At 44.0% G+C, this 24,864-nt stretch carries 31 protein-coding genes; 19 read left to right on the forward strand and 12 right to left on the reverse strand.

What is annotated here, in order from left to right:
* Positions 1-144: 144 nt before the first annotated feature.
* Positions 145-552, forward strand: a complete 408-nt coding sequence (locus B5066_RS12935) for a DUF4181 domain-containing protein (RefSeq protein WP_079476315.1) — start codon at positions 145-147, stop codon at positions 550-552.
* Positions 553-640: 88 nt separating this feature from the next.
* Here the strand turns inward: B5066_RS12935 and B5066_RS12940 are convergent, their stop codons facing one another.
* On the reverse strand, positions 641-841 hold the full coding sequence (locus B5066_RS12940; RefSeq protein ID WP_079476316.1) for a hypothetical protein: 201 nt from the start codon (positions 839-841) through the stop codon (positions 641-643).
* Between the two features lie 97 nt (positions 842-938).
* Positions 939-1,142 carry a hypothetical protein gene (locus B5066_RS12945; RefSeq protein WP_079476317.1) on the reverse strand — a complete coding sequence of 68 codons (204 nt, stop codon included), beginning with the start codon at positions 1,140-1,142 and terminating at the stop codon, positions 939-941.
* Between the two features lie 280 nt (positions 1,143-1,422).
* Between B5066_RS12945 and fadX the strand changes: the two genes are divergently transcribed.
* The 9 genes from fadX to B5066_RS12990 all read left to right on the forward strand — a co-directional run bounded on the left by fadX (position 1,423) and on the right by B5066_RS12990 (position 11,586).
* Positions 1,423-3,021, forward strand: coding sequence for a fatty acid degradation protein FadX (fadX, locus tag B5066_RS12950; RefSeq protein WP_079476318.1), 1,599 nt, complete (start codon positions 1,423-1,425; stop codon positions 3,019-3,021).
* A complete protein-coding gene (gene fadD, locus B5066_RS12955; protein WP_079476319.1) occupies positions 3,011-4,534 on the forward strand; it encodes a long-chain-fatty-acid--CoA ligase FadD in 1,524 nt (507 codons plus the stop codon). The genes fadX and fadD overlap by 11 nt, the downstream gene beginning before the upstream one ends.
* Positions 4,535-4,578: 44 nt before the next feature.
* Positions 4,579-5,784, forward strand: a complete 1,206-nt coding sequence (gene fadE, locus B5066_RS12960; protein WP_079476320.1) for an acyl-CoA dehydrogenase FadE — start codon at positions 4,579-4,581, stop codon at positions 5,782-5,784.
* A gap of 46 nt (positions 5,785-5,830) precedes the next feature.
* Positions 5,831-8,089, forward strand: coding sequence for a 3-hydroxyacyl-CoA dehydrogenase/crotonase FadB (gene fadB, locus B5066_RS12965; RefSeq protein WP_079476321.1), 2,259 nt, complete (start codon positions 5,831-5,833; stop codon positions 8,087-8,089).
* Positions 8,090-8,121: 32 nt separating this feature from the next.
* The gene (locus B5066_RS12970; protein WP_079476322.1) at positions 8,122-9,309 is read left to right on the forward strand and encodes a thiolase family protein; all 1,188 of its coding nucleotides are present in this window, start codon (positions 8,122-8,124) and stop codon (positions 9,307-9,309) included.
* Positions 9,310-9,490: 181 nt separating this feature from the next.
* A complete protein-coding gene (locus B5066_RS12975; RefSeq protein ID WP_079476323.1) occupies positions 9,491-9,685 on the forward strand; it encodes a hypothetical protein in 195 nt (64 codons plus the stop codon).
* Positions 9,686-10,137: 452 nt separating this feature from the next.
* A complete protein-coding gene (locus B5066_RS12980; protein WP_079476324.1) occupies positions 10,138-10,581 on the forward strand; it encodes an Lrp/AsnC family transcriptional regulator in 444 nt (147 codons plus the stop codon).
* 109 nt (positions 10,582-10,690) lie between these two features.
* On the forward strand, positions 10,691-11,215 hold the full coding sequence (locus tag B5066_RS12985; protein ID WP_079476325.1) for a hypothetical protein: 525 nt from the start codon (positions 10,691-10,693) through the stop codon (positions 11,213-11,215).
* Between the two features lie 176 nt (positions 11,216-11,391).
* Positions 11,392-11,586, forward strand: a complete 195-nt coding sequence (locus B5066_RS12990) for a hypothetical protein (RefSeq protein WP_079476326.1) — start codon at positions 11,392-11,394, stop codon at positions 11,584-11,586.
* 192 nt (positions 11,587-11,778) lie between these two features.
* Here B5066_RS12990 and B5066_RS12995 read toward each other — a convergent pair whose 3' ends face one another.
* The 3 genes from B5066_RS12995 to B5066_RS13005 all read right to left on the reverse strand — a co-directional run bounded on the left by B5066_RS12995 (position 11,779) and on the right by B5066_RS13005 (position 14,558).
* A complete protein-coding gene (locus B5066_RS12995; RefSeq protein ID WP_158219124.1) occupies positions 11,779-12,603 on the reverse strand; it encodes a GGDEF domain-containing protein in 825 nt (274 codons plus the stop codon).
* 37 nt (positions 12,604-12,640) lie between these two features.
* On the reverse strand, positions 12,641-13,342 hold the full coding sequence (locus tag B5066_RS13000; protein ID WP_079476328.1) for an HD-GYP domain-containing protein: 702 nt from the start codon (positions 13,340-13,342) through the stop codon (positions 12,641-12,643).
* Positions 13,343-13,682: 340 nt separating this feature from the next.
* The gene (locus B5066_RS13005; protein ID WP_079476329.1) at positions 13,683-14,558 is read right to left on the reverse strand and encodes a LysR family transcriptional regulator; all 876 of its coding nucleotides are present in this window, start codon (positions 14,556-14,558) and stop codon (positions 13,683-13,685) included.
* A gap of 115 nt (positions 14,559-14,673) precedes the next feature.
* Between B5066_RS13005 and B5066_RS13010 the strand changes: the two genes are divergently transcribed.
* Positions 14,674-15,012, forward strand: a complete 339-nt coding sequence (locus B5066_RS13010; protein ID WP_079476330.1) for a hypothetical protein — start codon at positions 14,674-14,676, stop codon at positions 15,010-15,012.
* Between the two features lie 51 nt (positions 15,013-15,063).
* Positions 15,064-15,492, forward strand: a complete 429-nt coding sequence (locus B5066_RS13015) for a DMT family transporter (protein WP_079476331.1) — start codon at positions 15,064-15,066, stop codon at positions 15,490-15,492.
* 409 nt (positions 15,493-15,901) lie between these two features.
* Here the strand turns inward: B5066_RS13015 and B5066_RS13020 are convergent, their stop codons facing one another.
* Positions 15,902-16,336 carry a universal stress protein gene (locus B5066_RS13020; protein WP_079476332.1) on the reverse strand — a complete coding sequence of 145 codons (435 nt, stop codon included), beginning with the start codon at positions 16,334-16,336 and terminating at the stop codon, positions 15,902-15,904.
* Between the two features lie 434 nt (positions 16,337-16,770).
* Between B5066_RS13020 and B5066_RS16800 the strand changes: the two genes are divergently transcribed.
* The 3 genes from B5066_RS16800 (at position 16,771) to B5066_RS13030 (ending at position 18,777) form a co-directional block, all read left to right on the forward strand.
* Entirely contained in the window at positions 16,771-16,908 is a 138-nt protein-coding gene (locus tag B5066_RS16800; RefSeq protein ID WP_158219125.1) for a hypothetical protein, read from the forward strand.
* A 173-nt stretch (positions 16,909-17,081) separates the two neighbouring features.
* Positions 17,082-17,867, forward strand: coding sequence for an SDR family NAD(P)-dependent oxidoreductase (locus B5066_RS13025; RefSeq protein WP_179124108.1), 786 nt, complete (start codon positions 17,082-17,084; stop codon positions 17,865-17,867).
* A 439-nt stretch (positions 17,868-18,306) separates the two neighbouring features.
* Positions 18,307-18,777 carry a peptide-methionine (S)-S-oxide reductase gene (locus B5066_RS13030; RefSeq protein WP_079476333.1) on the forward strand — a complete coding sequence of 157 codons (471 nt, stop codon included), beginning with the start codon at positions 18,307-18,309 and terminating at the stop codon, positions 18,775-18,777.
* A gap of 35 nt (positions 18,778-18,812) precedes the next feature.
* On the opposite strand, the gene B5066_RS13035 is transcribed toward B5066_RS13030, so the two are convergent.
* Both B5066_RS13035 and B5066_RS13040 read right to left on the reverse strand, forming a co-directional pair.
* Positions 18,813-19,703 carry a diacylglycerol/lipid kinase family protein gene (locus tag B5066_RS13035; protein ID WP_079476334.1) on the reverse strand — a complete coding sequence of 297 codons (891 nt, stop codon included), beginning with the start codon at positions 19,701-19,703 and terminating at the stop codon, positions 18,813-18,815.
* Positions 19,704-20,026: 323 nt separating this feature from the next.
* Positions 20,027-20,614: a YIP1 family protein gene (locus B5066_RS13040; RefSeq protein ID WP_079476335.1), complete on the reverse strand. Its 588-nt coding sequence runs from the start codon at positions 20,612-20,614 to the stop codon at positions 20,027-20,029.
* Positions 20,615-20,805: 191 nt separating this feature from the next.
* Between B5066_RS13040 and B5066_RS13045 the strand changes: the two genes are divergently transcribed.
* Positions 20,806-21,096 carry a hypothetical protein gene (locus B5066_RS13045; protein WP_079476336.1) on the forward strand — a complete coding sequence of 97 codons (291 nt, stop codon included), beginning with the start codon at positions 20,806-20,808 and terminating at the stop codon, positions 21,094-21,096.
* Positions 21,097-21,309: 213 nt separating this feature from the next.
* On the opposite strand, the gene B5066_RS16805 is transcribed toward B5066_RS13045, so the two are convergent.
* The 3 genes from B5066_RS16805 to B5066_RS13055 are packed head-to-tail and all read right to left on the reverse strand — an operon-like array spanning position 21,310 to position 22,080.
* The gene (locus B5066_RS16805; RefSeq protein ID WP_158219126.1) at positions 21,310-21,486 is read right to left on the reverse strand and encodes a hypothetical protein; all 177 of its coding nucleotides are present in this window, start codon (positions 21,484-21,486) and stop codon (positions 21,310-21,312) included.
* A gap of 37 nt (positions 21,487-21,523) precedes the next feature.
* Positions 21,524-21,811: a hypothetical protein gene (locus B5066_RS13050; RefSeq protein ID WP_079476337.1), complete on the reverse strand. Its 288-nt coding sequence runs from the start codon at positions 21,809-21,811 to the stop codon at positions 21,524-21,526.
* Entirely contained in the window at positions 21,808-22,080 is a 273-nt protein-coding gene (locus B5066_RS13055; RefSeq protein WP_079476338.1) for a hypothetical protein, read from the reverse strand. The genes B5066_RS13050 and B5066_RS13055 overlap by 4 nt, the downstream gene beginning before the upstream one ends.
* 237 nt (positions 22,081-22,317) lie before the next feature.
* On the opposite strand from B5066_RS13055, the gene B5066_RS13060 reads away from it, so the two are divergent.
* Positions 22,318-22,644 (forward strand): PadR family transcriptional regulator, encoded by a 327-nt coding sequence (locus tag B5066_RS13060; RefSeq protein ID WP_079476339.1) that lies wholly within the window; start codon positions 22,318-22,320, stop codon positions 22,642-22,644.
* Positions 22,645-23,316 (forward strand): hypothetical protein, encoded by a 672-nt coding sequence (locus B5066_RS13065; protein ID WP_079476340.1) that lies wholly within the window; start codon positions 22,645-22,647, stop codon positions 23,314-23,316. It begins immediately after the preceding gene.
* Positions 23,317-23,557: 241 nt separating this feature from the next.
* On the opposite strand, the gene B5066_RS13070 is transcribed toward B5066_RS13065, so the two are convergent.
* Positions 23,558-23,746, reverse strand: a complete 189-nt coding sequence (locus B5066_RS13070; protein WP_143745437.1) for a hypothetical protein — start codon at positions 23,744-23,746, stop codon at positions 23,558-23,560.
* Between the two features lie 580 nt (positions 23,747-24,326).
* Between B5066_RS13070 and B5066_RS13085 the strand changes: the two genes are divergently transcribed.
* Positions 24,327-24,788 (forward strand): hypothetical protein, encoded by a 462-nt coding sequence (locus tag B5066_RS13085; protein ID WP_079476344.1) that lies wholly within the window; start codon positions 24,327-24,329, stop codon positions 24,786-24,788.
* The last annotated feature ends 76 nt before the right edge of the window (positions 24,789-24,864 follow it).

Here is a 24,864-nt window from a genome sequence, read left to right on the forward strand (position 1 = left end):
GGGTGTTTGGTGTGTGGTCCATAATTTAAGATTTTCAGACGATTTTAATTTTGGAATAATCTTTAGATGTTCTGTTAGGTGTAAAAGCACCTAGAGATCATATTATTAATTGTTATTATAAAAAAACAGCAGGGGAGAAGCCTAATGGATGAAAACCTATGGTTTATCGTGGAACTGTTCTCGAGCTTATTGTTGATAGGGGCCGTTATGTCCTTAATGATGAATATGACACGGCGATGGTATGTGAAACGCAATGGGCAGGAGCGCTCCAAACACTATGCGAATAATACTCATCAAAAAGTAACGCGGTGGTTTGCCATTATTATCGTTTTTCTTTTGCTCTCCATTACTAACCTTGGAGGAGTTCCGATTCATTTGACCCTTCTATTCGTTGTTGTTCCTCTTTTCTTGTTGTATATGACGTTCGGAACGTACTTATGGAAGAAAGAAAGCGATAATAAAGATGATTATTGGTACGACTGGAGGGTCGCAGGAGGAACGTTCATATGTCTGGCACCTGTCATGATAGCGTATCAATGGTGGATGACGTAGCAGTCTTTACGAACGGAGAGTAATAAAGAATATAATATTGCTTCTTTACTTGTAGATAGAAGTAATTGGAACATATGAAATACGTTTTCTATTGTTCCTTCAGGGGAAATGTTCGACGAACCCATGCCCCGATCCCGAGGATCACTCCCAGGCCCAATGCCATTTCGATTCGATCGGTCCAGTGCGTCCAAAAGTTCTGGCCATCCAACAGATTATTTATGCCATTAATCCCTACTTGAAGGATCATCGTCAGTACACAGATCCCAATGATCATACAGAAAACTTTCATTTCTGCACCTCCTTACACATGCTTCTTCCCAGCCTCGTCAGGGAAACAAGTGGAAAAAGATCATCACTAAAAGAATAATCCCTCCCGCCAACCACCATCAGTAGAAGGTACGAATGCTTTCCGTCCATTCCAAAACCCCTCGGATAAGAGCATGAATGCCTATGCCATAGCCTAACAACAGCAATCCAAGGCTGGTGTAATCAAGAGCTATTAGCAGAAGAACGACAGCCATCAGCAACATCCCGGCCGTCACAAGCGGGTATAATTTTCGTTTCGGTAAAGCGCTTCGAGACATGGCCATGGTTACTTCTCCTTTTTAATGGGCATAATTCCTAAAAATTCCTCAATGTCTTCATACCCAATCTTTGGGGGGGTTATCCATCGTTATCTTTCGATCACTACTATTTCTCAAAATGGACATATCAGACAGCAAATTTTGAATTATTTCCATAAAGCATATTTTGAAACCGTTTACATTTATTGTATAAAATGATAAATTTAAAACTGTAGGATGAGGATAAAGAAGGGGGTACATTTATGGTGAAGGTATAGCAGGATAAATACTGTAGGGAGGTTGGGACATGCAAGTTATTTCATACAATGATTTGAAAAACATTATTACCCCTGGAGATATTATTTCCGTCGCAGCTTTATCTGTCGGAAATTTACCAGCAGAAATATTAAAACATGTAGTGGAGCAATACGATGAAATGGGAAGCCCGGATAACCTTACGTTTATCATGGCAAATGATATAAGTGATTACGAGGGCGGGATTGATCTTGATGCTTTCGTTCAGCGGGGGATGATTAAACGGTTAATAACGAGTTTACTCACAGCCTCACCAGCTACTATTGAGGCGATTAAAAATAACGCAATTGAAGCGTATTTTTTCCCACAGGGAATTCTCGCCGTACAATATCGGAATCAGTCCGTTTCCTCCCCGGGGATGATTACAAAAATAGGTTTAAATACAAGTGTTGACCCTAGAAATTCAGGCGGAATGGTTAATGATGTCACCACCGAGCGCTTAGTCTCTGTATTAGAAATCAAAGGAGAAGAATATTTACACTATGACTTTCCTGGCATTGATACAGCTCTTTTACGGGGAACTTACGCTGACGAAAAAGGGAATATTTTTATGACTCATGAGTCCCATTTGGGAGAAGGATACAGTGTAGCGGCCGCCACCCATCAAAATGGCGGAAAGGTGATTGTTCAAGTTAAAGAAATTGTTCAAAGCGGCAGCTTTCCCCCTCATGATGTGTTTATTCCCGGTGAACTCGTGGATTACGTTGTTATAAACGAAAACCCTGAATATCATAAGCAGGTGATGCAGACTTATTATGATCCTGCTTTATCAGGTCATTACCGGGTGAGTAATATACAGGAGCAGCCTATGAAGCTTAGCTCCCGTAAAATTATTTTAAGGCGGGCTGCCCAGTTTTTAAGTGAAGGGGATGTAGTCAGTATTGGATTTGGTATAAATAATGAGCTGCCAAATGTATTAATAGAAGAGCAGGCGGAGAATTTGGTTCAGCTTAATATTGATACCGGCATATTCGGAGGAATTATTGGCAGTAAAGACCGTTTTGGAATGAACTATAATCTCGACGCAAGAATGCGACATGAGCTGACATGGGACTTTATATATCATGGCGGCCATGACATAGCCTATCTCAGTTTTGCGGAAATCGACCGGTGGGGAAACGTAAATGTCTCTTGTTTTGGCAATAAAAGGAGCGGAAGTGGCGGGTTTATAGACATAAGTCAAACTGTGAAGACTATTATTTTTTCGGGAACTCTGGTTGCGGGCAGCCAGTCTTGTTGTGAAAATAACCAGTTGATCATTGAACAGGAAGGCCACTCGCATAAATTTGTAAAAAATGTACAAAGTGTAGATTTCAACGCAGCGTATTCGAGAGAACTGAATCAACAGGTTTTTTATGTAACTGAACGCGCTGTATTCCAATTGGTGGAGGAAGGCTTAAAATTAATTGAAATCAGTCCGGGGCTGGATTTACAGAGGGATATTCTATCAAAGGTGGATTTTGATCCTATTATTTCTGACGAGTTGAAAATTATGGACCAACATATTTATCAAAATGATTGGGGGGAATTGAAGCAATCGATCCAACATCGGAATCATATTGATAAAGGAGAAGATAAATATGAATTATGATTGGATTAAAACAAGATCAGATTTTGACAGAGTGAAAGCAGCAATTATTGATCCGGGCAAGGGTACAGAATGGTCGTATCAGGATTTAAACATCCGGGCAGAGAATTTAGCGAATTATTTGCAGGATCAGGGAGTAAAACGCGGGGATGTAGTCGGTATATTCGCACCTAACGACGTGGCAATACTGGATTTGCTGTTCGCCTCGTTTAAACTGGGGGCCGTTTTCCTACCTATTAACTGGCGGCTGAAATCCTTAGAGATTGAGAGCATTATTTCGGATTCTAATGCCAGGCTGATTTTTTACGCCTCCAATCATCTGGAGTCTCTGAGAGGAATCCCTCAAGAGTTGATTCATATGGATATCGATTCCCCGGAGTATGATGACATTGTTAATCCTGAAAACCACCGCCCGTTTAAAAGTGTCGATGTAGAAAGCGACGACCTTGCATCTTTAATATATACGAGCGGGACCACAGGATTACCAAAAGGGGTTATGTTCACCTACGAGTCGTTTGTTAATAACATGATCAATACCGCGTTGACGTATAAAACACATGCCGGTTATACAACGATAGTATCAACTCCAATGTTTCATGTACTGGGATTTAATGATTTGTCGCTGCCGTTATTAATGGCTGGCGGAACATTGATTCTGCACCGCTATTTTGACGGGAAGGAATTAAATGATCTGATGGTAAAATACCAGCCCGATTATTTAATGCTCATACCAACCATGTATTATGGCATGCTGGCAGCTGGCAATTTTGATATTCAGGGCTTCAAAAATGTTGAGTTCTTAATACAGGGCGGTTCTGCACCGCTTCCGGCTGTACAGAAAAAATTTGAAAGTATGGGTTACACATTAGTCAATGGCTACGGTTTAACTGAAGCTCCACTTGTTATGGTTAATACACCTGATAATGCAATAAAAAAACCAATGAGTATTGGCAAGCCTGTTATGTATATGAATGTGCGCCTGCTGGATGAAAATCACAACGATGTTGAAACTGGTGAAATTGGGGAATTGGCCATCAACGGTAAAAACGTTACTCCAGGTTATTGGAACAAACCGGAAGAAACAGAAAAATCATTTGCAGGCGAGTATTTCTTAACAGGTGATTTAGCCAGGCAGGATGAAGATGGAGATATCTTTATCATCAACCGGAAAAAGGAACTCATTATTACCGGGGGAGAAAATGTTCTGCCTTCCGAAGTGGAGGGTGTATTAGCAGAACATCCGCTTGTGAGGCAAACGGTGGTAGTAGGATATGAAAGTCCTGAATTTGGAGAATCTGTTTCTGCAGTAGTGCAATTGAAAGAGGACGATCCGGATTTCGAAGCCAAACTGGACAAACATGTGAGAGAGCACCTGGCCGGCTACAAGATACCGCGAATGTATCTGGAAGTGAAGGATATACCATTAAACTCCACCGCGAAGCCTGACAGACTGGAATTACAAAAAATGGTGAATCAAAAAGCACAGGAAGAAAATCAGAAAAACGAATTGTTTTAAGCGATTTTTTGAAAGCGCTATCAGAATATACTGGAGGCTATACTATGGCTGAAAAACAAGCACTGATAAAAGAATTATATCCTGAAGATTTATTAAATATTTCTAAAGAGTTAACTGAAGGAGAAGTTCAGTTTTTAAAACAACTCAATGATCTGCTGGAAGAAAAATACCGGGATTCAATTAATGATCACTGGGCTAATGCAACAGTGCCTGAAGATTTTTTTAACGATATGGGTAAACTGAATTATTTCAATAACCCTCTGCTGTTTGAAGGGCGGGAGGGTGAACGGACGACGAGTCAGCTGTTTCAGTTTTTCATGTTATATACAGTGGCAAGGTTTGATGTTTCATTAGTTACTTTGATGGGCGTGCATCAGGGTTTAGGACACAATGCGTTCCTGTTTGGCGGAAGCAAAGAACAAGTGGCGTATTATGTGCCGAAATTACAATCTCACGAACTGAGGACCTGCTTTGCTTTAACCGAACCTGAACACGGGTCGGATGTAGCTGGTGGTTTAGCAACTACGGCTAAGCGCGAGGGTGATAAATGGGTAATAAACGGTGTGAAAAAATGGATAGGCGGAGCCCATATTTCGGATGTTATACCAGTTTTTGCTACAGATGTGGATACAGGTAAACCAAAGGGATTTATTATTCGGCCTGATCAGGACGGCGTGGATATGGATGTTATTGAAAATAAAATCGCTTTGAGAATTGTCCCGAATGCTAATATTCACTTAAACAACGTCGTCGTCCAAGAGGAAGACAGGCTGCAAAATATTAATGGCTTCAAAGACATTGCGAAAGTGCTGTACTCCACACGTGCTGGCGTGGCCCATATGGCGACAGGAGCGATAGCCGGGACCCTTCGGGCAGCTCTGGATTATGTGACCGAACGTAAACAATTTGGCAAAGAACTCAGCAAATACCAGTTAATTCAGGAGAAATTGGCAATGATACAGGGAAATCTATCCCATGCAATGAGTCTGTCTGCGCAGCTTGCCCGGATGCAGGGGAACGGGGAATATGATGAAGTGGCAACCTCAACCGCAAAAATGATGAACGCCTTAAGATTAAGGGAGTCTGTTGCAATGGGACGAGCCGTTACAGGTGGCAACGGTATTCTTGCCGAATATGATATCGCGAGGTTTTTCTCTGATGCCGAAGCCATTTACACCTACGAGGGCACTCATGAAATTAATGCCTTAGTTATTGGGAGAGCATTAACAGGGGATTCTGCATTTATATAACTGCAGGGAGCGGCTAAATAAATTTCAGAAATATGGAGGTTATTTCATGACGATGAGAAAAGCAACCGTTTTAGGCGCGGGGTTAATGGGCAGTCAAATTGCCGCCCTTTTGGTTAATGCAGGTTTAAAGGTGAAGCTGCTGGACATAGCAGTTGATGAGAGCGATCCAAACAAGATTTCCAAAAAATCATATGATATGATTACTGATCCAAAACGGCCGCAGTTATTTGATTTAAACTTCGCCTCTAATTTGACTTATGGCAATTTTACAGAGGATTTAACTGGGCAGGATGACTCGGATATTTTTATTGAAGCGGTAAAGGAAGAAGTGGAAATAAAGCATAGCATCTGGGATCAGGTGAGACGTGTTGCCAAAGATGATGCGTTATTTGCCACAAATACTTCAGGTATTCCCATAAAGGCAATAGCCCAAGTCTTTAATGATTCGGAGCAGGAAAGATTTTTCGGCATGCACTTCTTCAACCCGCCCCGGGTTATGAAGCTGGTAGAAGTGATCCCTGGATCTAATACGTCCCCTGAAGTCACAAATAAAGTCCAGGCCTTTGCTGCAGATGTGCTGGGCAAGGGTGTCATCATAGCAAACGATGTGCCTGCATTTGTTGCTAACCGGATAGGGACACAGACAATGAACGATGTTATGTATCGTGCAGAGAAAACAGGCCTGTCCATTGCGGAAGTCGATGCACTTACGGGACGCGGTATCGGAAGGCCAAGTCTCGGGACGTATGGGCTTGTTGATCTGGTAGGGCTTGATATTGCGACAACCGTCATCAAGGGCCTGCGGCAGGATCCGGAAGAACAGGATTTTTTCCACGAGACAAGTACTGCAGGAAAACTGATGGAACAGGGTGCGCTGGGTAGGAAAACCAAGCAGGGTTTTTATAAGAAGGACAAGAAATCACTGCTGGTTTTTGATCCTGAAAGCAATGAATATGTACAGCCAAAGCAGCCTGATTTTGAGCTGCTGAACAGCTTCAGTAAAGACTTGAAGTCAAATATGGACATCATCTACAACGCTGAAGATGAAGCGGGCAGGTTCTTATGGGAAACCCTTAGAAACAATTTCTACTATTGTGCTTTGAATGTGCCAAAAGCGGCAACGGATTTTAAGGATATAGACCGTGCCGTGGTGTGGGGGTTCAACTGGAAAAAAGGGCCCTTCCAGCTATGGGACCTGATGGGATTCGAGCGCGTTAAGGAACGCATGCAGCGGGAGCTGGGGCCATTACCGGAATGGATAGAAAAACGCAGCACATCATTTTATTCTGAAGGTGAATCGATTGAGCGTGTGACTCCTGTATCAGCGTTTACAGAGCGTGAACTATGGAACAGGGAAGACTCCAGCCTTTCTGTGGCAAATAGAGACCAGCTGTTACTGAAGCTGCAAAGTAATAATAATATTATTACCGATGGCTTTGCTGATGATTTAATCGAGTCTATCGATATTTTAGAAAACGAGGATTACTCGAGCATGGTCATCTATGCAGAAGGAAACAATTTTAGTGTAGGTGCCAACCTATATCTGATGAAAAAAGCACATGAAGAAAACAAAGTGGAAGAGATCGTTGGGCCTGCAATTGAAAAACTGCACGAGAGCTTCAGCCGCCTTAAATATGCACTTAAGCCCGTTGTGACAGCCGTCCACGGGAAAGCTTTAGGTGGCGGTTGTGAATTGGTCCTTCATTCACCGGTCGTAGTAGCGGCAAGTGAAACGTACATGGGGCTTGTGGAAGCAGGAGTGGGACTCCTTCCTAGCGGTGGCGGCCTTGCTGAAATGGCGGACCGGATTCTCGGAACGAGCCATAAGCACAACGACAAACAGGAATCGATGACGAAGGTACTGACGAATGTAGGGTTCGCAAAAGTATCAACGAACGCTTATGAAGCGCTCAGGTATGGTTATCTAAGAGAAACCGATTCCATTATATTGAATACAGAGAAAAGAGTAGAAATAGCATTAAAACGAGCACAGTTTGAAGTAGAGACAAATTATGTTCCCCGGCCGAAATTGACCTATTTTGCTTTAGGCAGAGATTATAAAGCACTCGCTCAAGGCCAGCTGGATGCCCAGCGTGTCGGAAACTTCATAAGTGCTCATGATTATACAATCACTTTAAGTGTTGCCGATGTTTTATCCGGAGGAGACCTTCCGCGTAACACCTATATTAATCAAAAATACCTTCAAAAGCTTGAAAAACAAAAATTCTTAATGCTGTTACAAAACGAAAAAACGTACGAGCGAATTACTCATATGCTGGCTACAGGCGAGCCTTTACGAAATTAAAAATTGTGGTGGCAAAGAAAGGGTGAAAGTCAGTGCAAGATGCGTATATAGTAGCTTATGGACGTTCTGCTTCAGCTAAAGGAAAGTTAAGTGGTGCTATGGCTCACGAAAGACCTGATGAAGTTGCAGCACAGGTACTAAAAGGAGTATTGGACCGGGTAGGTGGTCAATTCCATCCAAATATGGTACAGGACGTTATCGTTGGTAATGCTTTTCCTGAAGGGCTGCAGGGGCAAAATATCGCACGTTCGATTGCGCTGCTTGCTGGGCTGTCGGAAGACGTTCCGGCCCAGACTGTGAATCGTTATTGTTCTTCAGGACTTCAAACGATCGCGATGGCGGCTAATCAGATTGTGTCTGGCCAGGCAGATATTATAGCAGCCGGCGGAGTTGAACTGATGAGTGCCGTTCCGATGGGAGGAAATGAGCCGGTCAACAGTCCAATCCTCCAGGAGGAAGAGGCCGGAGTATCCTATCCAATGGGGCTGACGGCTGAGATGGTGGCTGAAAAATATAACGTCTCCCGGGAAGATCAGGATGCTTATGCTGTTCAAAGTCATCAGCGTGCTAAAAATGCCCAGGATTTAAGAAAGTTCGATGACGAGATTATTCCCATTAATGTAACTAAGGTCACGTACAATAATGACGGCCCAGTGGTAACAAAAGATATATTTGACACGGACGAACTGGTGCGCCCTGATACCAATATGGAGGATCTAGCGAAGCTGCCCACTGTGTTCAAAGCCGATGGGACCGTAACAGCCGGTTCATCTGCCCCGCTTACCGATGGCTCAGGATTTGTGGTTGTAATGTCGGGAGACAAAGTTAAAGAATTAGGCGTCACACCGATTGCACGATTCGTGGGCTTCAAGGCAGCGGGTGTTGATCCAAAAATCATGGGGATTGGTCCGGCTTATGCCATTCCGGATGTGTTAAAATTAACTGACCTGTCGGTTGATGATATGGATTTAATCGAACTAAATGAAGCATTCGCAGCACAAACGGTGGCCTCTATCAGACAGACAGGGTTAGATATGACCAAAACGAATGTTAATGGAGGCGCCATCTCATTAGGCCATCCTCTTGGGGCATCGGGAGCGATGCTGACTGCAAAGCTGCTTGCTGAAATGAAAAAAAGACCAGATTCCAAGTATGGCATGGTGACCATGTGTATTGGAGGGGGCATGGGGGCTGCAGGTATATTTGAATACATCAGATAGTTAACTCCGGCGTTTTAATGTGTTAGTTATCTTTGTCCGCCTGAACAATTACCAGGCATCCGTAAATATCCAGGGGGGCTGTCCTATTTTTGGGACATCCCCACTTTTGTTTTCACGCTGACAGGAGCATTAGGAGGAAATAAATTGCTTAATCATAGAAAAAATATTCAGGGAGGGAAACATGAAGGTATTAAGACTGGCTTACAAATTATTTGGCACTATATCATTTGCTTTGATTCTCATGGACTTGCGCCATATTATTGATATACCGGGAGGGTTATTTATACTATTATGCCTTATTCTGGCCATTTCGATTGGGGTTTTCTTTTACCTTCAACGAAAACAGTCAAGTGCTTCCACTGATGATGGAAATTGAGGTGATTATTAATGGAGCTTTTTTATGTATTAGCGGTATTAATAAGTACCGGAACTTTTTTATTTTATCTAGGTAAAATTAAGCGTAATAAATGAAAAGAACGTAGCCTCGATAGGAGTGTTCCCTCCATTATGATACATCTATTTTCTTTCTTACGATATAGATCCACCGGGAGAAACGTTAGCTTCCATAACAAACAAATAGAAAAACCCGGTCATAAAGGTTGGTAATGCAATACATATAACAGGAAAATACAAAGGATTAAGGGAGTGCTTGAAAAGCATTCCTGTTTTTAATATGCCTTAAATCATTTTTTATACCAATAATTCCTTATTTAAAGAAAAATTAGAAATTTATCGTTGAATTTTTTCCTTTTTCTTTTGTATAATTTAGTTATTTTATAGTAATTCATTCCGCCATGAAGGCACATGATCATAAGGAGGCCCACCACCATGCCAACACTCGATGCTACCGACCGGGCTATTTTACGTGCCTTGCAGAAAAACGCCAAAGAATCATATTCCATGATCGCCCGAACCTTAGAGGTAAGTGAAGGAACGATTCGAACCCGGGTTCGAAAAATGCTTGATACCGGGGTTTTTGACTTTATTGTTCACACCGATCCGAAAAAAATCGGTTTGGACGTGCAGGCTATCATCGGTATTAACACCCGGCTCGGCCAACAACAGCACGTTGCCCTTCAGCTACAAACCTTTGAAGCTGTACGTTTTGTCGGAGCCTTTTCCGGTAATCACGATCTAATGATTCAAGCCTATTTTTCGACCAACGATGATTTAGTCTCGTTCATTAATGCCGACTTAGCCGCACTTGAAGGCATATTAGACGTCGATGTCAATGTGGAACTGAAGCAGTACAAAGACAGTTTTTCCTACTAAAAACGATAAATAGTAAAAAAAATTTACTTTTATTACAACATATGGTTTTCATTTCCTTTCTTTTTCGTTATACTAAAGCAACATTTTTCGAAAAGGGGGGAGAGAGCGTATGAAGATGCTCACTACCACAATTTCCAGTCTCTTACTTGCATCTGTCGTTTCGGTCACATTAGAAACATCAGCCGAAGCCGCACATGTAGCCGTTGTTGGCGGCGCCAGTCTGAATCAACCATCGATGCAAGAAATAACAACTAACGGCGGACACGCCCTGCGTACCGAAAGCTATATTTCGGAGGATCAACGCCGGCCATGTGGCACCTCCGAATGCCGCACGATTTTTGAGCAATACCATGACCGTATGAATGAGATTTTTAACCGAACCGACCATGTTCTGACGTTTGATGCATTTGAACAGTCTCTTGTTTACCATTTGCCGAATGGCGATTATTATATCGTTTCCAATTACACGAATGAAGTAAATGGCAACAACCGCCACATCGAAGTCATTTTGCACCAGAGTCTTGATTACGTCCAGGACATGTATATCGAAACAGACGCCGCTTCTTCATACGACTCTCCAATGGTCCTTGGAGACAACCGGTGGGCGAGAAATACCGGCCAGTGGGAAGAATAATCACACCTCCCGAAGCAAGGCCGTCTCCATGTGAAAATGGAGACGGCTTTTGTGTTTTATGTGTGCTTTGTTTATTTTTCAATTTTTTACATAGTCGATGCATTCCGTTGGAAAGCATAGAGGACAAATGCCTCTGAAATATTTCTGACTTTACCCTTATAACTAGGAGAATATGAATGATGAAAACGCTGGCTATTTTTATAGGACTCATTATTGTATCCATCATTGTAGGCTTAAGCTTTCGAATTCTTAGAAACATGATAACGAGCATGCCGTGGGATCATAATTTTGATGTAGCTGTTATAGGCGGGGTATGCGGAGGCATCGTTGCCAGTATTCTTTTAACACAAAAACGTAGAAAAGCAGAGTAAAGGCACTCCTGGAAATAGTTGCTAAAAGATATGCCAATAAGATGCATTATTCACAGCAGCATGAAGGAAAACCATCTTTTAAGCCATTATCATAAAAAATAGAAAACAGGCATCCGTGGCTTTACGAAGTCAAAGGATGCCTGTTTCGTTAAAAAGAAACTGTTGCCGCAATGCTGTGGACAGGCCGGCTGTTTAAGTGAAAACCGAAGGGGAACGCTGCTGTTTGGCCTGATACATGGTGTCATCCGCCTGAGCCAGTACCGTTAAAAAATCAGTCTCCCGTGGGCAGAAATCGTAACGGCCGACACTGACCCGCACGGTAAAGGTATCAATGCTTACTGCACAGGTTTGGTCGATACGGTTATGCAATCGTTCTGCCCATTCCTCGTTCGACAGATCGTGTGAGGGAACCGGCCCCAGGACAATAAACTCATCTCCGCTCAATCGGTAGGCGGTCTGCTCATTCTCAATTGTATGCTGCAGTGCGTCGGCCACACAGCGGAGTACACGATCGCCGGTGAGATGACCATATGTATCGTTGATAATTTTGAATTGATCAACATCCAAAAAATACAGGGCATAGCGTGAGGTCGGAAGAAATGTGTGGTCCCGGAACACCTGCTGCAGTGCTACCCGATTTGGCAGGCGGGTCAGGTCGTCCGTGCGCACGTCATTGCGGGTTTTCTCCAGGTGGGCAATCGTTCGGTTCAAATCCCGGGTCATCCGGCCGATCATCCCGGAAGAACGAAAAGAAGCGCGCGCACTTAAATCACCGGCACGAACCGCGGTTAAGACGGACTGAAAGTGAGTGATACAACGGCGGACGAAGGCAAAAAAGAGACAAAAGTTTAACACGCCTAAAAGGACGCCCGCACTGATGGAGGCGATGGTAAATAAACGCTGAAGTTCGGCGGGAACTGGAATCACGAGCGGCATGATTAGAGAAAAAGCGACGCCTACCACGATGCCAAAACTTAAGTAGACCAGCGCCATCCCGTGAAGATAATTGTATCGCATATAGTTCCTTCCTTTCTGCTCCTGTTCCTCCTGGATGTTAAGAGGAAGGATTTCCGGGGTCTGGTTCATGGGTGTGTAAAATATTAAGAAGGGCATGAATATAGACAGCGTCCAACTCCTCGGTATGCTTACGAAGATGATACAATGCCTGGTCCGGCGTCAGGGCTTTCCTGTAGGAACGGGGAAGCGTCAGGGCCGAATACACATCCACGACACTAAGCAGTCGAAGCGGGGCGGGTAATTCCCATGCCGGTAGTCCGAAGGGGTAGCCCGTCTGGTTACCACGTTCATGGTGATATAAAGCCATGTGAGCTATTGAATCCTCCAGTCCATGCGCCCGGAGCAAATGATATCCCCGCATGGGGTGCTCCTGAACAGTTTCCCATTCTTCCGGTGTCAAAGTGCCCGATTTTTGAAGAATGTATGAAGATATGTATGTTTTCCCCACGTCATGCAGCAGGAAACCAGCTGCAAGTTCTGCCATCTCCATCTGCAGATAATCCGCCAGCACGTTTCCGAGAAGAAACACATCCAATGAATGATGGTACGTTTCGGGTCCCATAGATTGTAACCTGGCTACCAAAGGATAGATACGGCCGTCCCGGCAAAGCGATAGAAACAACGACTCGTATTGATGAAAGGCCGACGCCGAATTATGTACAAAACCCGTTTTATCTGGCCAGTGTTTTTGCCACAGCTGATGTAAATACGTCTGGGAAAGAAGAAGATCCACGGTCATGGGAGTCAATACAAAGCACCGCCTGCCTGTTAAAATGGTACTTTTGTTATAGCACAAAGGAAAGAATAAATAAACCAAATTGCCTGTCAAATTGGTTTTCCCGTCTTTAATTCAATCCAGGCCAGATCGATAAGCATGAAAAATTCCCCGGAGCGATAGCGCTAGAACCTAGCTATCATGAATATATCTTCAAAATTATTTGTAATGAAGGAATAGAATTGGCTCAGCATGATCATTTAAGAGTAAAAATCACAGCATGCTGAATGGAAAATGGATAAAAAAAGAAACCATTGTGTGAAAATGGCTTCTCTCTTTTTTAATCTTATTAAAGTGAGTTTCATCAAAACGAAGAACGTAGGGATTCGTGCAAGATATCCTGGAAAGTCTGAAACGAGCGGTGCTGCTCGCTTGCCGGAGAATAGATAAAGGAAATATCCACCCGGGCGTGTTCCGGTGGCACGGGCGTGCATGCGATGTAATCATCCTGAAATGAATGCACGTATCGCTCGGACAGCAGGGCGATCCCCATTCCGGCCCGGACGTGTCCCAATAGTGATTCGAGGTTCGAGAAGGTGATCACCTGCTTCGGAATGACGCCTTCCTGATGAATCATTTGCAGCAGGCGTTCCCGGAACATGCAGCCGGGTTCCAGCACAAGAACAGTCTGCTGGTGTACGTCCTGAAGACTCCCGAGCGGAAGCACCAGCGGGTTGGAAACGAGAGTAAGAGTTTCTGTGGAAAATATGTGCTGATGGAGGGCAGGGTGGCGCACAGGGCCGGTGACAAAGGCCCCCTGGCATTCATGCTGCAGCACCTGCTGGATCAATTCCTCTGTAATGCCGTAGCGAAGCGACACGTCAATGGACGGAAGAGCCTGATGGAGCGATGACATTAACGCCGGCAGGTGGGTTGCCGCCATGGAATTAATGGAACCGAGCACCAGTGGCTCATAAGGCAGTGACGAATCTGAAATTGTGTCCTGCAAATGCTCCCATGAGTTAAGCATGTCTTCCACGCAGGCAAGCACATAGGTTCCCTGCGGAGTGAGCGTGAGACCTCTGGAATGCCGGTGGAAAAGGGGGACGCCGAGCTCATGTTCCAGCCGCTGCAAATGCCCGGTTACGTTCGATTGCACATAGTTCCATTTGTTCGCCACCCTGGAGATGTTTTGCTCATGCGCTAGGGCTCGAAACAGCTGTAAGGTCTGAATGTTCATAGTTCACCTCCAGATATCTGTTTTTATGATAGCTTCCATATTATTTTATCATTATTCATGATCGTACGGGTGGTGTATCGTAGAAGCTACTATAAGTAAGAGGGAGCGAAAGAATATGCATCACGAGGAACGAACGTGCTGGATTCTTGCTGGATTCCTGGGAGTGGGGATCGGCATATGCTGGCCGTGGCTGTGGCAGGCCACGCAGAAATTTCCGGGTTGGACAGAAGTAGGGATGGCAGTAGGTGGAGGACAAATCGTGGTACCTGTGTGTTCCTTTATCCTGGCAGCTTTGGCAATTGGCCGAAGGCCTCTGGCTGCATACTGGGCCGCAGGGATTGCGATTTTAGGCACGATATATTTAACCGTGTTATGGGTTCTGCCGGGAGCGTTGAGCTGGACGGGGTATGTGTTGTATCAGAAACGTAGCGAGCTTAAGAGCGAGAAACGATAGAAAGAGGAACCATACGGGCAGTAGATTTTAGAAATATAAGGGGGAAGGTGCATGGCCTGGCTGTTAATAATATTATGCTTTACCGGAGGGGCGGCGCTCGCGTTCCAGGCCGGCGTGAACGGAGAAATCGGCAGCAAAATAGGCAGTGTGGAAACGGCCTTTATCGCTTATTTTGTCGGGACCGTTTGCTTATTCTTAAGCACGCTGGTGCAGGGAGGCCTCTCGTTTTCGTTTCCATCCTTCTCGTTCTGGAAATGGACGGTCGGGGCGCTGGGCGCTTTTTATATTGTCTGTATCATTCTGGCGGTGCCGAGGATCGGGGCTTCTGCAGCGATTACCGCCGGCATTGCCGGACAGTTGCTGCTCGGAATGCTTCTGGACCATTTTGGTGCATTTGGAACGCCGGAAATCCCAATGGATGCCTCACGGCTGGCCGCGCTCGGATTGATTGGGGTGGCACTGTATCTATTTTATCATTGACGCAGAAAGCCTGTCCGTCGGGGCGGCCAGCTTTTCTGCATCATCTTTTAATAGAAATTCTTATTACATATCCTGATTGTTTACAAGCACACATATAAAGAAAAAAACCCCAAACGGTTGACTGTTTGGGGCTGCCATAATTTTATGCGTTAAACCGCATAAGGGGAGTATATATGCGGTAAATATATACTTAAAGGCAATTCCTTCCTTTTGCTAAAGTCAAAAATGATTTTGCAATGAAACAGGATCTTCCAAAGATATTTCATCCTAATGCATTCATGCAGAGGAAGGTAGGGAAAGTATTTAACTATCTTGATGAGAAGGCAAAGGCTCCTGGGTCAGCTATAGAATCATCTACACGGCACTGCTTGTCCCCGGCCGCTCGACAATAAGCAGATTTCGCTTCTGCTTACGTCGAAATGACTTTTACGTTACAATCGACCTTTTTTTGAACGCTTTTGGCTGTATTGCCAAGAAATGCCCTGTCGATTTTGGAAGCTCCTGATTCCCCGAGCACGACTAGATCTGTCTCGTATCTGGCGCAAATTTTTCCAATGTCCCGTTTCGGAAGGCCGGGCTCCATGATGGTTTCTACTTGAGGGACTCCTTGTTCAACAGCCCATTCTTTGAGTCGTTGAAGCTGGGAAGAAGCCTGGGCCTGAAGCCGGCGGAAGCCGTTCGGGTCCATGCGCTCGAAGGGGGAGTACCCTTTGGTGTCCATCATAAAGGCGATCAGTAACGTAGCCTGGTGCTCCTGTGCTAATTGTACGGCATGAGCTAAAGGGTCGTGCGAAGTGGCTTCAAGAGTTTCGACACCGACTAATATACGCTGAAATTGTTCCATAGTTTTTCTTCCTTTCTAATAAAAATGTTATATCCGCGATCACTCATAGATGGTAGCGGTTGAAGGGAATCAATAATGAAAATGTTTTCATAAAACCAAAAAAAGCCAGAAAAAGAGAAAGTTCTCTTTTTCTGGCTGATGGTCTAGCTTTGATATCTATCCATTGCTGCCGCGTATGAGGAAATGATTAGCACTTCCAAAGAAGAATCATGGTCATTTCTAAAATAAATTACCCGGCAAAGGGAGTAATAAAACATGGGAATGGCACCTTTTTCGGCTTTTTTTATTTTTATAAAACCGCTCGAGTAATAAAAGTTCGTGAAAAAGTGCCGTGGCTATAGCTGCTTCTGGTTCTTGTAACGAAAGAAGAGGTTTACCTGCTTCCGTAAATCAGGTAAAGGGGTACTATCAGTCACGAGAGGAGATAGTCCATCATGAATAAAGCACACTTACTCACAGAAAAATTGGCGCTGCAGGAAGACTATAACCAGGGTAAGGTGTCCTACGACGATTTTCAACAACGGCTGCGGAAGATCCAGGAGCTGTTGAAGCAGGAAAATCCTAAAAAATGATAGATAGGAACGAGGCTCAATAAAACATTTTCTGTACTCTTCCTTTAAATAATATTTTTCGATAGGGTTGGCGCATCTTCCAAGCGTTAGTCCGACAGCGTCTTAAGGCTTAGGATAATACGTGTAATGCTTAGCAGAGGGTGTATAAGAAAAACAAATAAGGAGTAAATAAAATGTCCAACGAACGTCCATTTACCATGATAACGGGAGCTTCCTCGGGCTTGGGGCTGGAGCTTGCAAAATTATTCGCCCAGGATGGATACGACATTGCGGTTTCGGGCTCGAGTGAGCGCATTTTTGAAGCGGCGGAGGCTATTGAACGCTACGGTGTGGAAGCGTATCCTCTTCAGGCAGACGCCTCGACGTATGAGGGAGTGGAGGAATTTTGGGAGTTTGTGAAAAGTAAAAACAGAGAGCTGGATGCGGCTGTGTTAAACGTCGGTGTCAGCATTGGCGGTTCCTTTTTAGAAAACGATTTGCAGGAAGAGCTGCGGTTAATAGACATTAACATTTCGGGAACGGTGCATATGGCGAAGCGCGTCGTTCAGGATATGGTTCCGAATAAAAAGGGAGATATCCTTATCGTTTCGTCTCTGTCGGCGACATTGCCGACACCTTATGAAACAGTGTATGGTCCGTCGAAGGCATTTGGATTTATGTTTGCCGAATCCTTAAGAGAGGAGTTAAGAGACACAGGGATCAATGTAACAGCTATGCTCCCTGGTGCTACAAATACGGATTTTCACCACAATGCCGGCATGGATAATACCTACTTTGGCGATGAGAGAAACAAAAATGACAAAGAACTAGTAGCACAGCAGGGATATGACGCTTTAAAAAATAAACTGGATCACGTGGTTTGTGGCGATGAAGCCACGAAGAAGGCAGCAGAAGAAAATCGAATAACATCTGAAGAGGTCAAGGCAGCTGAACATGCGAAAAAGGCAAAACCTCAGTAACGAGCAAAAACCGAATGATTATTTATACCGAGCCTGGAAAAGACTCCGGGCTCGGGTTTTTTCTTCTTTTTGTTTCTCTTTTTGATAATTTTGAGTTGAGGACCGGGCGTAGTTCATAAAAACACTGGTACAGAAAAAGGTGCAATTTTGCCCTGCAGTAATGAAATGGAACATCCCCAAGGAAAACATATCAAATAAAGGGTGGCATCCGTATACGTCCCTAGTGTCAGGCCCGAGAATACGCCTTCTTTATTAACAGTCCATTGATAGTTTCTTTAATTATATTAAAAACTCCTACGGGCTCTCATTTACTTTTATCATTGCTTGAACCTGGCGAATCTTTTAAATTTGTGTAAAAACAGTTAATATAAGTCTTAATTTATTCATTTATACAAGGAAGCGCACTGGATTACTGTGTTTATATAAAAGGAGTGGCCACATGGAGACAATATATCTTGCCGGCGGCTGCCTATGGGGTGTGCAGGCGTTTATCAAAACGCTGCCTGGCGTGGAGTTTACAGAAGCGGGCAGGGCGAATGGAAGCACTCATACACGGGACGGTGGCTACGATGGCTACGCCGAATGCGTGAAAACGGAATTTGACCCAGCAGTCATCACCGTCACGGAATTGATGGAATATTTATTTGAAATCATTGATCCGTACAGCTTGAATCAGCAGGGGGAAGATATTGGAGAGAAGTACAGAACCGGGGTGTACAGTGAAAAACCGGAACACTTGGCAGAAGCGGAGGCGTTTCTTAAGGAGAGAACGGATTACGATTTTATAATGGTGGAAGTGCTGCCTCTGACAAATTACGTTAAAAGCGCCGAGGAGCATCAGGACAGACTGGATAAACACCCCGGCGATTATTGTCATATTTCAGAGAGGTTATTACGCAAATATAATTAGAATAGAATATTAAATGACTATTGAACCTGCTTCTGCTAGCGGTCAGGCGGGACAAAGATACGAAGCTCATGCGGCAGAACGGCGGCATCAAAAGGCAGCGGCCGGCCTTCGTCTCCATCGATATTAAAAATGTGCCTTTCGGCCGTACTTGCGCGCAGGGTGGCGGTCGCAAAATATTCAATGTCCTCGTGGTGGGAAAGAGAGCCCTGCAGCAGTTCCGGTATCATTTGCGCGATGTTTGTAAGCCCTAATCGTTTAACAATAAACACATGGAAACACCCATCGTGCACCTTCGCCTGGGGTGCGAGTGACTCGATGCCGCCGACCGAATTCGTTAAAGCCACCAGCGCGAGATAAGCGTCGCCTTCCCACACGCCCTGGTCGTGTTCGAGCGTTAACGCAAACGGGGTGTGGTGCCGGAAGGCTTTAGTTCCTTCGAGGACGTAGGCAAGAGGGCCAAATGCAGACTTTTGCTCTGGACTTACGTCGTACACAGCCTCGGCAATTGCTCCAATGGCTAAGACATTCATGAAATACGTACGGTCGACCTTCCCAATGTCGACAGGAATCGTATGCTGCTGGCGGATCACTTCTATAGCTTCAGAAGGGTCAAGAGGTAGCTGCAGCGCCCTGGCGAAGTCATTAACGGTGCCGAGCGGAAGAAAACCAAAAGCCGGCTGGTGGGGCTGCTCTGCCAGGCCATTGACACTTTCGTTAACGGTGCCGTCGCCGCCAAGCGTCACCAGGGCGTCAAATCGCTGTTCGCACGCCTGCTGTGCCAAGTCTTTAGCGTCGCCCGCTTTTTCTGTGTATCGGATTGTAACGTTGTCATATAGCTCCTGCAATACTTTAATAGCAGGAGCTTCATGGGAAAGAGCGTCGGCCTTCCCGGACGAAGGGTTGATAATCAGCATGGCTTTAGACATTAAAAGCTCCTTTTTAATGATAGTAGGTGAACGGTTTCTTGAAAGAATGGCAGCTATTTGAATATGCGGGGCTCATGCTCAAATTCAATTTTCCCATAAAAAACCAGAAAAAGAAATTTCATCTTTTTCTGGCTTATGGGCTGGCTGTGATTACCGTCCATTGCTGCCGAATATAGTTTTATTCCAATTCTTTTTTAATAAATTTTTTACTGCTTAAAGGTTTACCCGGGGGAGGGAATGATCAAACCAGGCATGTTTTAATCGAAAGATTTCAAGGAGTGCCTGCAGAATATTCAACAGCAGGGTGCAGTACGGGACAAGTGCTAGAATGCTGCGATAAAAGCGCCCAGGAAGAGAGTCGCAGCCACAATAGCCAATATGGTGAAACACAAATATGTAAAAGAAATGGTTAAAGACCTTGGCCTGCTCGTATTAACAGCCACCTGGACCATGCCAACAGTAATCACAAATGTCCAGATGATTGAAAGCAGATCGAGCACGTTATAGGCATTTGAGAAAATCGATGGAATATGTCCAAGGGTAAGAAATAAAAACAAACCAATGAGCGCAAAGGGCAGCAAAAATAAAGTTGGAGTAATGGCTAGAATGTTGACCCAAAGAGCTTTTTGATATGAAAGGGAGTGATCATAAATACGTGTCGCGCCTTTCAGTATCAGGGGCAGAATAAAAAACACCGCGCCTCCGAGCAAAACCAAAAGCAGCAAAAACCAGAGGTTGTCAGGAATGACCGGCGATTGATTGGTGCCAAGAGAGATATAATTCGTAATAAATGTGTGGGCAATACTGGTGGCTAGAAGGAGCACGGCCACCAATACCAGTGAATAGCGGTTGCTTATTTGGGCGAATTGCTTCCGGGGCTGAAAAGGAAGCTGAAGGATGGATGTAAACATGCGAAGTCCTCCTGCGGTTTTTGTAATTTAGTTACATTTAAAACATTAATATACATATATTAAAGGAGCAACCTTTTATTTGGTAATTTGGATGTCATGACTGGATATATTTGTTAAAATGAAAGCTCCGAATTAGGTTTGAACTCTTATTTTTAGGTTGGGCGAATATTTACGAAGAAAGAGGGGTATGCATGGTGGCCGCGAAGGACAAAGGGGAGAAAAGTAGAGTGCTGAAGCCAGCAAGCCCCGGGGCCGAAGCAGCTCTTATCTACGGCATGCTTTTTGTCGCCACCATGCTGGCAATGGGAAAACCCCTTACGGCAGACAACCTTGCTTTGCCTGCTGTAGCGTTATTTTTAGTCGTAAATGGCTGCGATTATATTGAACGAAAAAGCAGGAAAAATTTTCAGCAGCTTATTGTCGCAGGATCGTTTCTTTTAGCCATGGCTTCTGCTCTGTGTATGGCGCTTTGGATTGTTTAACGATAACGACAAATGATAGTGATGGTGATATGAAAACGACTTTCGAGCGCCGTTTTTTAAGGATTATTGTTAACGCCAAATAACAGCCCTATGGTGATAGGCACTAGTATAATATAAACAATTATTATAAAAGGAACGAAAATTCCTATATATTTTTATATATACTTTAACACTTTGAGCATTTTCATCGTGACTGCTCCTTATAGTTAATTTTTACGAATTCTTTTTGCTGAAGACGGCATAAGCGGTTGCCATCGCAAGAAAGGAAACAACTGCATTGCTGGATACCTGGAGTAATGCCGGCAGATCGGGAAGCAGAACGTCCAAGAAAAACAAAATAATAATTGTTAGAGAGCCTGCTAATATCCCTGTTTTCCATGCGGTATTCATGTCTAATTCCTCCTTATTGGCAAATATTCAAATCTTATCAGCCAATATAACGCTGAAGCATCTGCACATCGTATATTAAAGCGAATATCAGAAGTGCAAGACTTCCAACACTAATGTAAAAGTTTTGAAGTTCTTTTTTGGCATGAAACCGGTACAGCAAATACAGCCACACGAAAAATGGGACTAGAGGAATGACCGCCATGCCAATGGTAATAAAAAATTGATTGCTGCTGAAAAGGCCAAGAGTAAACAGGGATACCAATCCCAGGCCGTACACCAAAAGCATGCCGGATAGCAGCAGCATGAAAAGATTCCATTTTTTCATTGAATAACCTCCAATATTTTTGACCCTGAAGCGAACAGCAGGTTTATCCCAAGGGCTGTGCATACCCATAAGGCCAGACGCAGATTCCAGCGTCCGAGGTGTAGATGGACTACATAGCTGAGCGTCCATATGGCGCTGAAGGAAAAGAAGAAAAGGAACGTTGAAGGATGAAGGGTAGCTGTAAAGCCAGTTCCAAATAAACCAAACCCAACTAACCCGCATACGAAAAAGAGCAGAACAAAATACAGTATATGTACAGCAGTACGCATAATTTCCCTCCTAAATGCGACGGTAGTAATTATTTCCATTTTTGAACATAAGAATCGAAAATACAAGGCTTTTAATGATCAAAGCCGTTGTTGTTTTTTGACTGAAGATATATTAAAGTAAAGCTATATTGCTATACAAGGTAGTGAAGTGTTACTTAGTTTAACCCGTTCTGGCGGTAATACGCACGGCGGATTTTTAATTAAATAACTAGCATGCATTGCAAGGCAGGTGGCCAGATGAATGAGCGAAGCCAGCTCTTAAAGGGCATTCTTGAAGGATGTATTTTAGCTGTAATCTCACGGGAAACCGTTTATGGTTATGAATTAGCTGTCAAGCTGCAGCAGCAGGGGATCGACGTTAAGGAAGGGTCCATTTATCCTCTGCTCCTGCGGCTGCAGAAGGAAAAGCTGATTCACGGGGAAATGAAGGCTTCAGGCAGCGGACCGAACCGGAAATACTATAAGCTGACCCCGGCGGGAGAGGCTTCGCTGAAGGCGTTCCGGGAGAACTGGAAGGCCCTGAAGCAGCCTGTTGATCAATTACTGGACGAGGAGGAGTCGTAGGTGAGTACGTTGGTGGAGGAAAACAACGAAAAGCGAAATCAATTAAATAAAGAAAATAAAAAGATATATGAAGATATGATGGTTTATATCCGCCTTTCATTTAATAAAAGTGAACAGGAGACCGAAGAGGTGCTATTGGAACTGTTAGATCATCTTCTTGTTCTGCAGGCAGAGGGGAGAGACAGTTTGGAGCTGTTTGGCTCCGACCCCAGGAAGTATGCAAAGGATATTGTCGGCGAGCTGCCTCAGACAGTGCCCAAAGAAATGATAAAGTTGTTTATAATGGGCATTTGTTATTTTTTAAGTGTATATATGCTGTCTACTGGATTGATACAAACAATTCTTTCGTATGGTTTTCAGCAGTTGGAGCCAATGAAATCGTACAGCCTGGGCACGACAGCAATAATTATTATCCTCGGGAGCTTCATGTTATCGGTCGTGGGATACAGTGTGTTTCGTTATATAAAGTGGTCTTGTTTCCGGGAGGTTTCGAAAATAAAGGAATTTCTGGTAACAGGTTTTATATTCGGTATCGTGCCGGGCACTGTATTTTTTGCAATGTATTACTGGTTGCCTGCATTCGGTCCAACCATCACTTTTCCCGTTTATTGGCTGGGAGTAGCTGGAGTGGTTTTTCTGTTGATAGGAGAACTGCTGAGAAGAAAAGCATAGAATTGAAAAGAGAAAATCGAGAAAATTAACGGATTAGTTCTTTCCATAATATAGCCAATATTTTATGCTAATCTTGCACCAATCCTAACTATAGCTGCGTATCGGTACCTGGATAACTCAAAACATATTGAAACATAACTATAATCGGCCCGCTGCTTCCCAAAAGCAGGGGCTTTTTTGATAGAAACCACTCATAACAAGTGAAAAGCCTAAGCACGAACGCTTAGGCCGGAATGTTTGGCTAAAAATACGGTTCTTCTTTTCGCTTTTTCTGTTCATCCAGGTAAACGAACATGGTGGATCCAATTAAAAGAGCTATTAAGATGAGAAACAGCCATGTTGGCATAACAAAAAGCTGCATTAACTGCATGATCATTAAAACAAGCACCAATGCACCAAAAATTTGATGCAAAAGCCTGAACATTCTCAATGCGCCCCCTCCAATACTTATAAAATATTGCTAAAGATTGGCGATGTCTTGGCCTTTCATTTTTCTTTTCGATTATCGTTCCTGTTGTTAAACGCGATAAAAAGTGCACCCCCAATAATGATATACGATAGCGACGGGGTTCCTGTGCCGCTTATTCCCAAAATAAAAAATGGTGAAGCAAGGGCGATAGCTAAAGGGCTGAGGTTGCAGAAAAAAGATTGAATGTCAGTAAGCATTTGCGGTTTTTCTCCTGTAAGCAAAATAATAGAAAGCAATTGCAGCTGTAAGCAGTATACTTAGATCAATAGTTAACGGCCAAAAAAGAAGATAAATAACGTCCGTGGCTGTGCTTATGATAATAAAAACGGCCATTACGGTGGGGAGAGAATTAATAATTGTAGATGCCATTTTCATAACACCTCCGGAAAACATACAAATTTCTATATTCCTTATTTTACCATAAATCTAATACGCTATTGATGGCACAGTGAATTTAAATAAATAGCGGAATGCTCTTTTATAAATTTGGATTTTATGGAAAAATAAAACTATTAACGTGATAGATTCGAGGTGGCATTTGGTGCATGATATTCTCTCGGCAGCGGTTGTCATCCTGCTGATTCTGTCTACAGCGTGCGCGTGGAGTGAGTTGCCGGACGAGGTGGCCGTCAACATGCTGCCTGGTGGAGAAGAAGCATATGGGAGCAGGATGCGTCTGTTAACGCCGGTGGCTGGGGCTGCTGCTTTGGCAGTGATGAACCCGCTTATACGGCAGCTGGCGCAACACGTGGCGCTGTTTGGAGAAGACGTTTCTTCCTCCGTTCAATCGATTCGGAAAGCCAAGCATTGGTGCAGCTGGATGGTGTTCGGCACGGTTCTTATTCTTTCAGGGGTCGCTGCTGGACGTTTGGTAGAAAGCCTTCATCCAGAATTTTCGTTCACTCCCATATTTATAAGTTTTCTTGTTCTGTTTTACGTTGGGGTGCTTACGGCGTTTTTTATCAGCGGTATTCAGCGGTTGAATATTTATCATAAGCAGTGACATAGTTCGCTAGCCGCCAGAGAGTGCAGATGATGTTAAGGTTAAGCGATTCTCCGGCGACAAAGCAGGCTGGTGG

This window comes from Marinococcus halophilus (genome assembly GCF_900166605.1).
In the GTDB taxonomy this organism is placed as follows: domain Bacteria; phylum Bacillota; class Bacilli; order Bacillales; family Marinococcaceae; genus Marinococcus; species Marinococcus halophilus.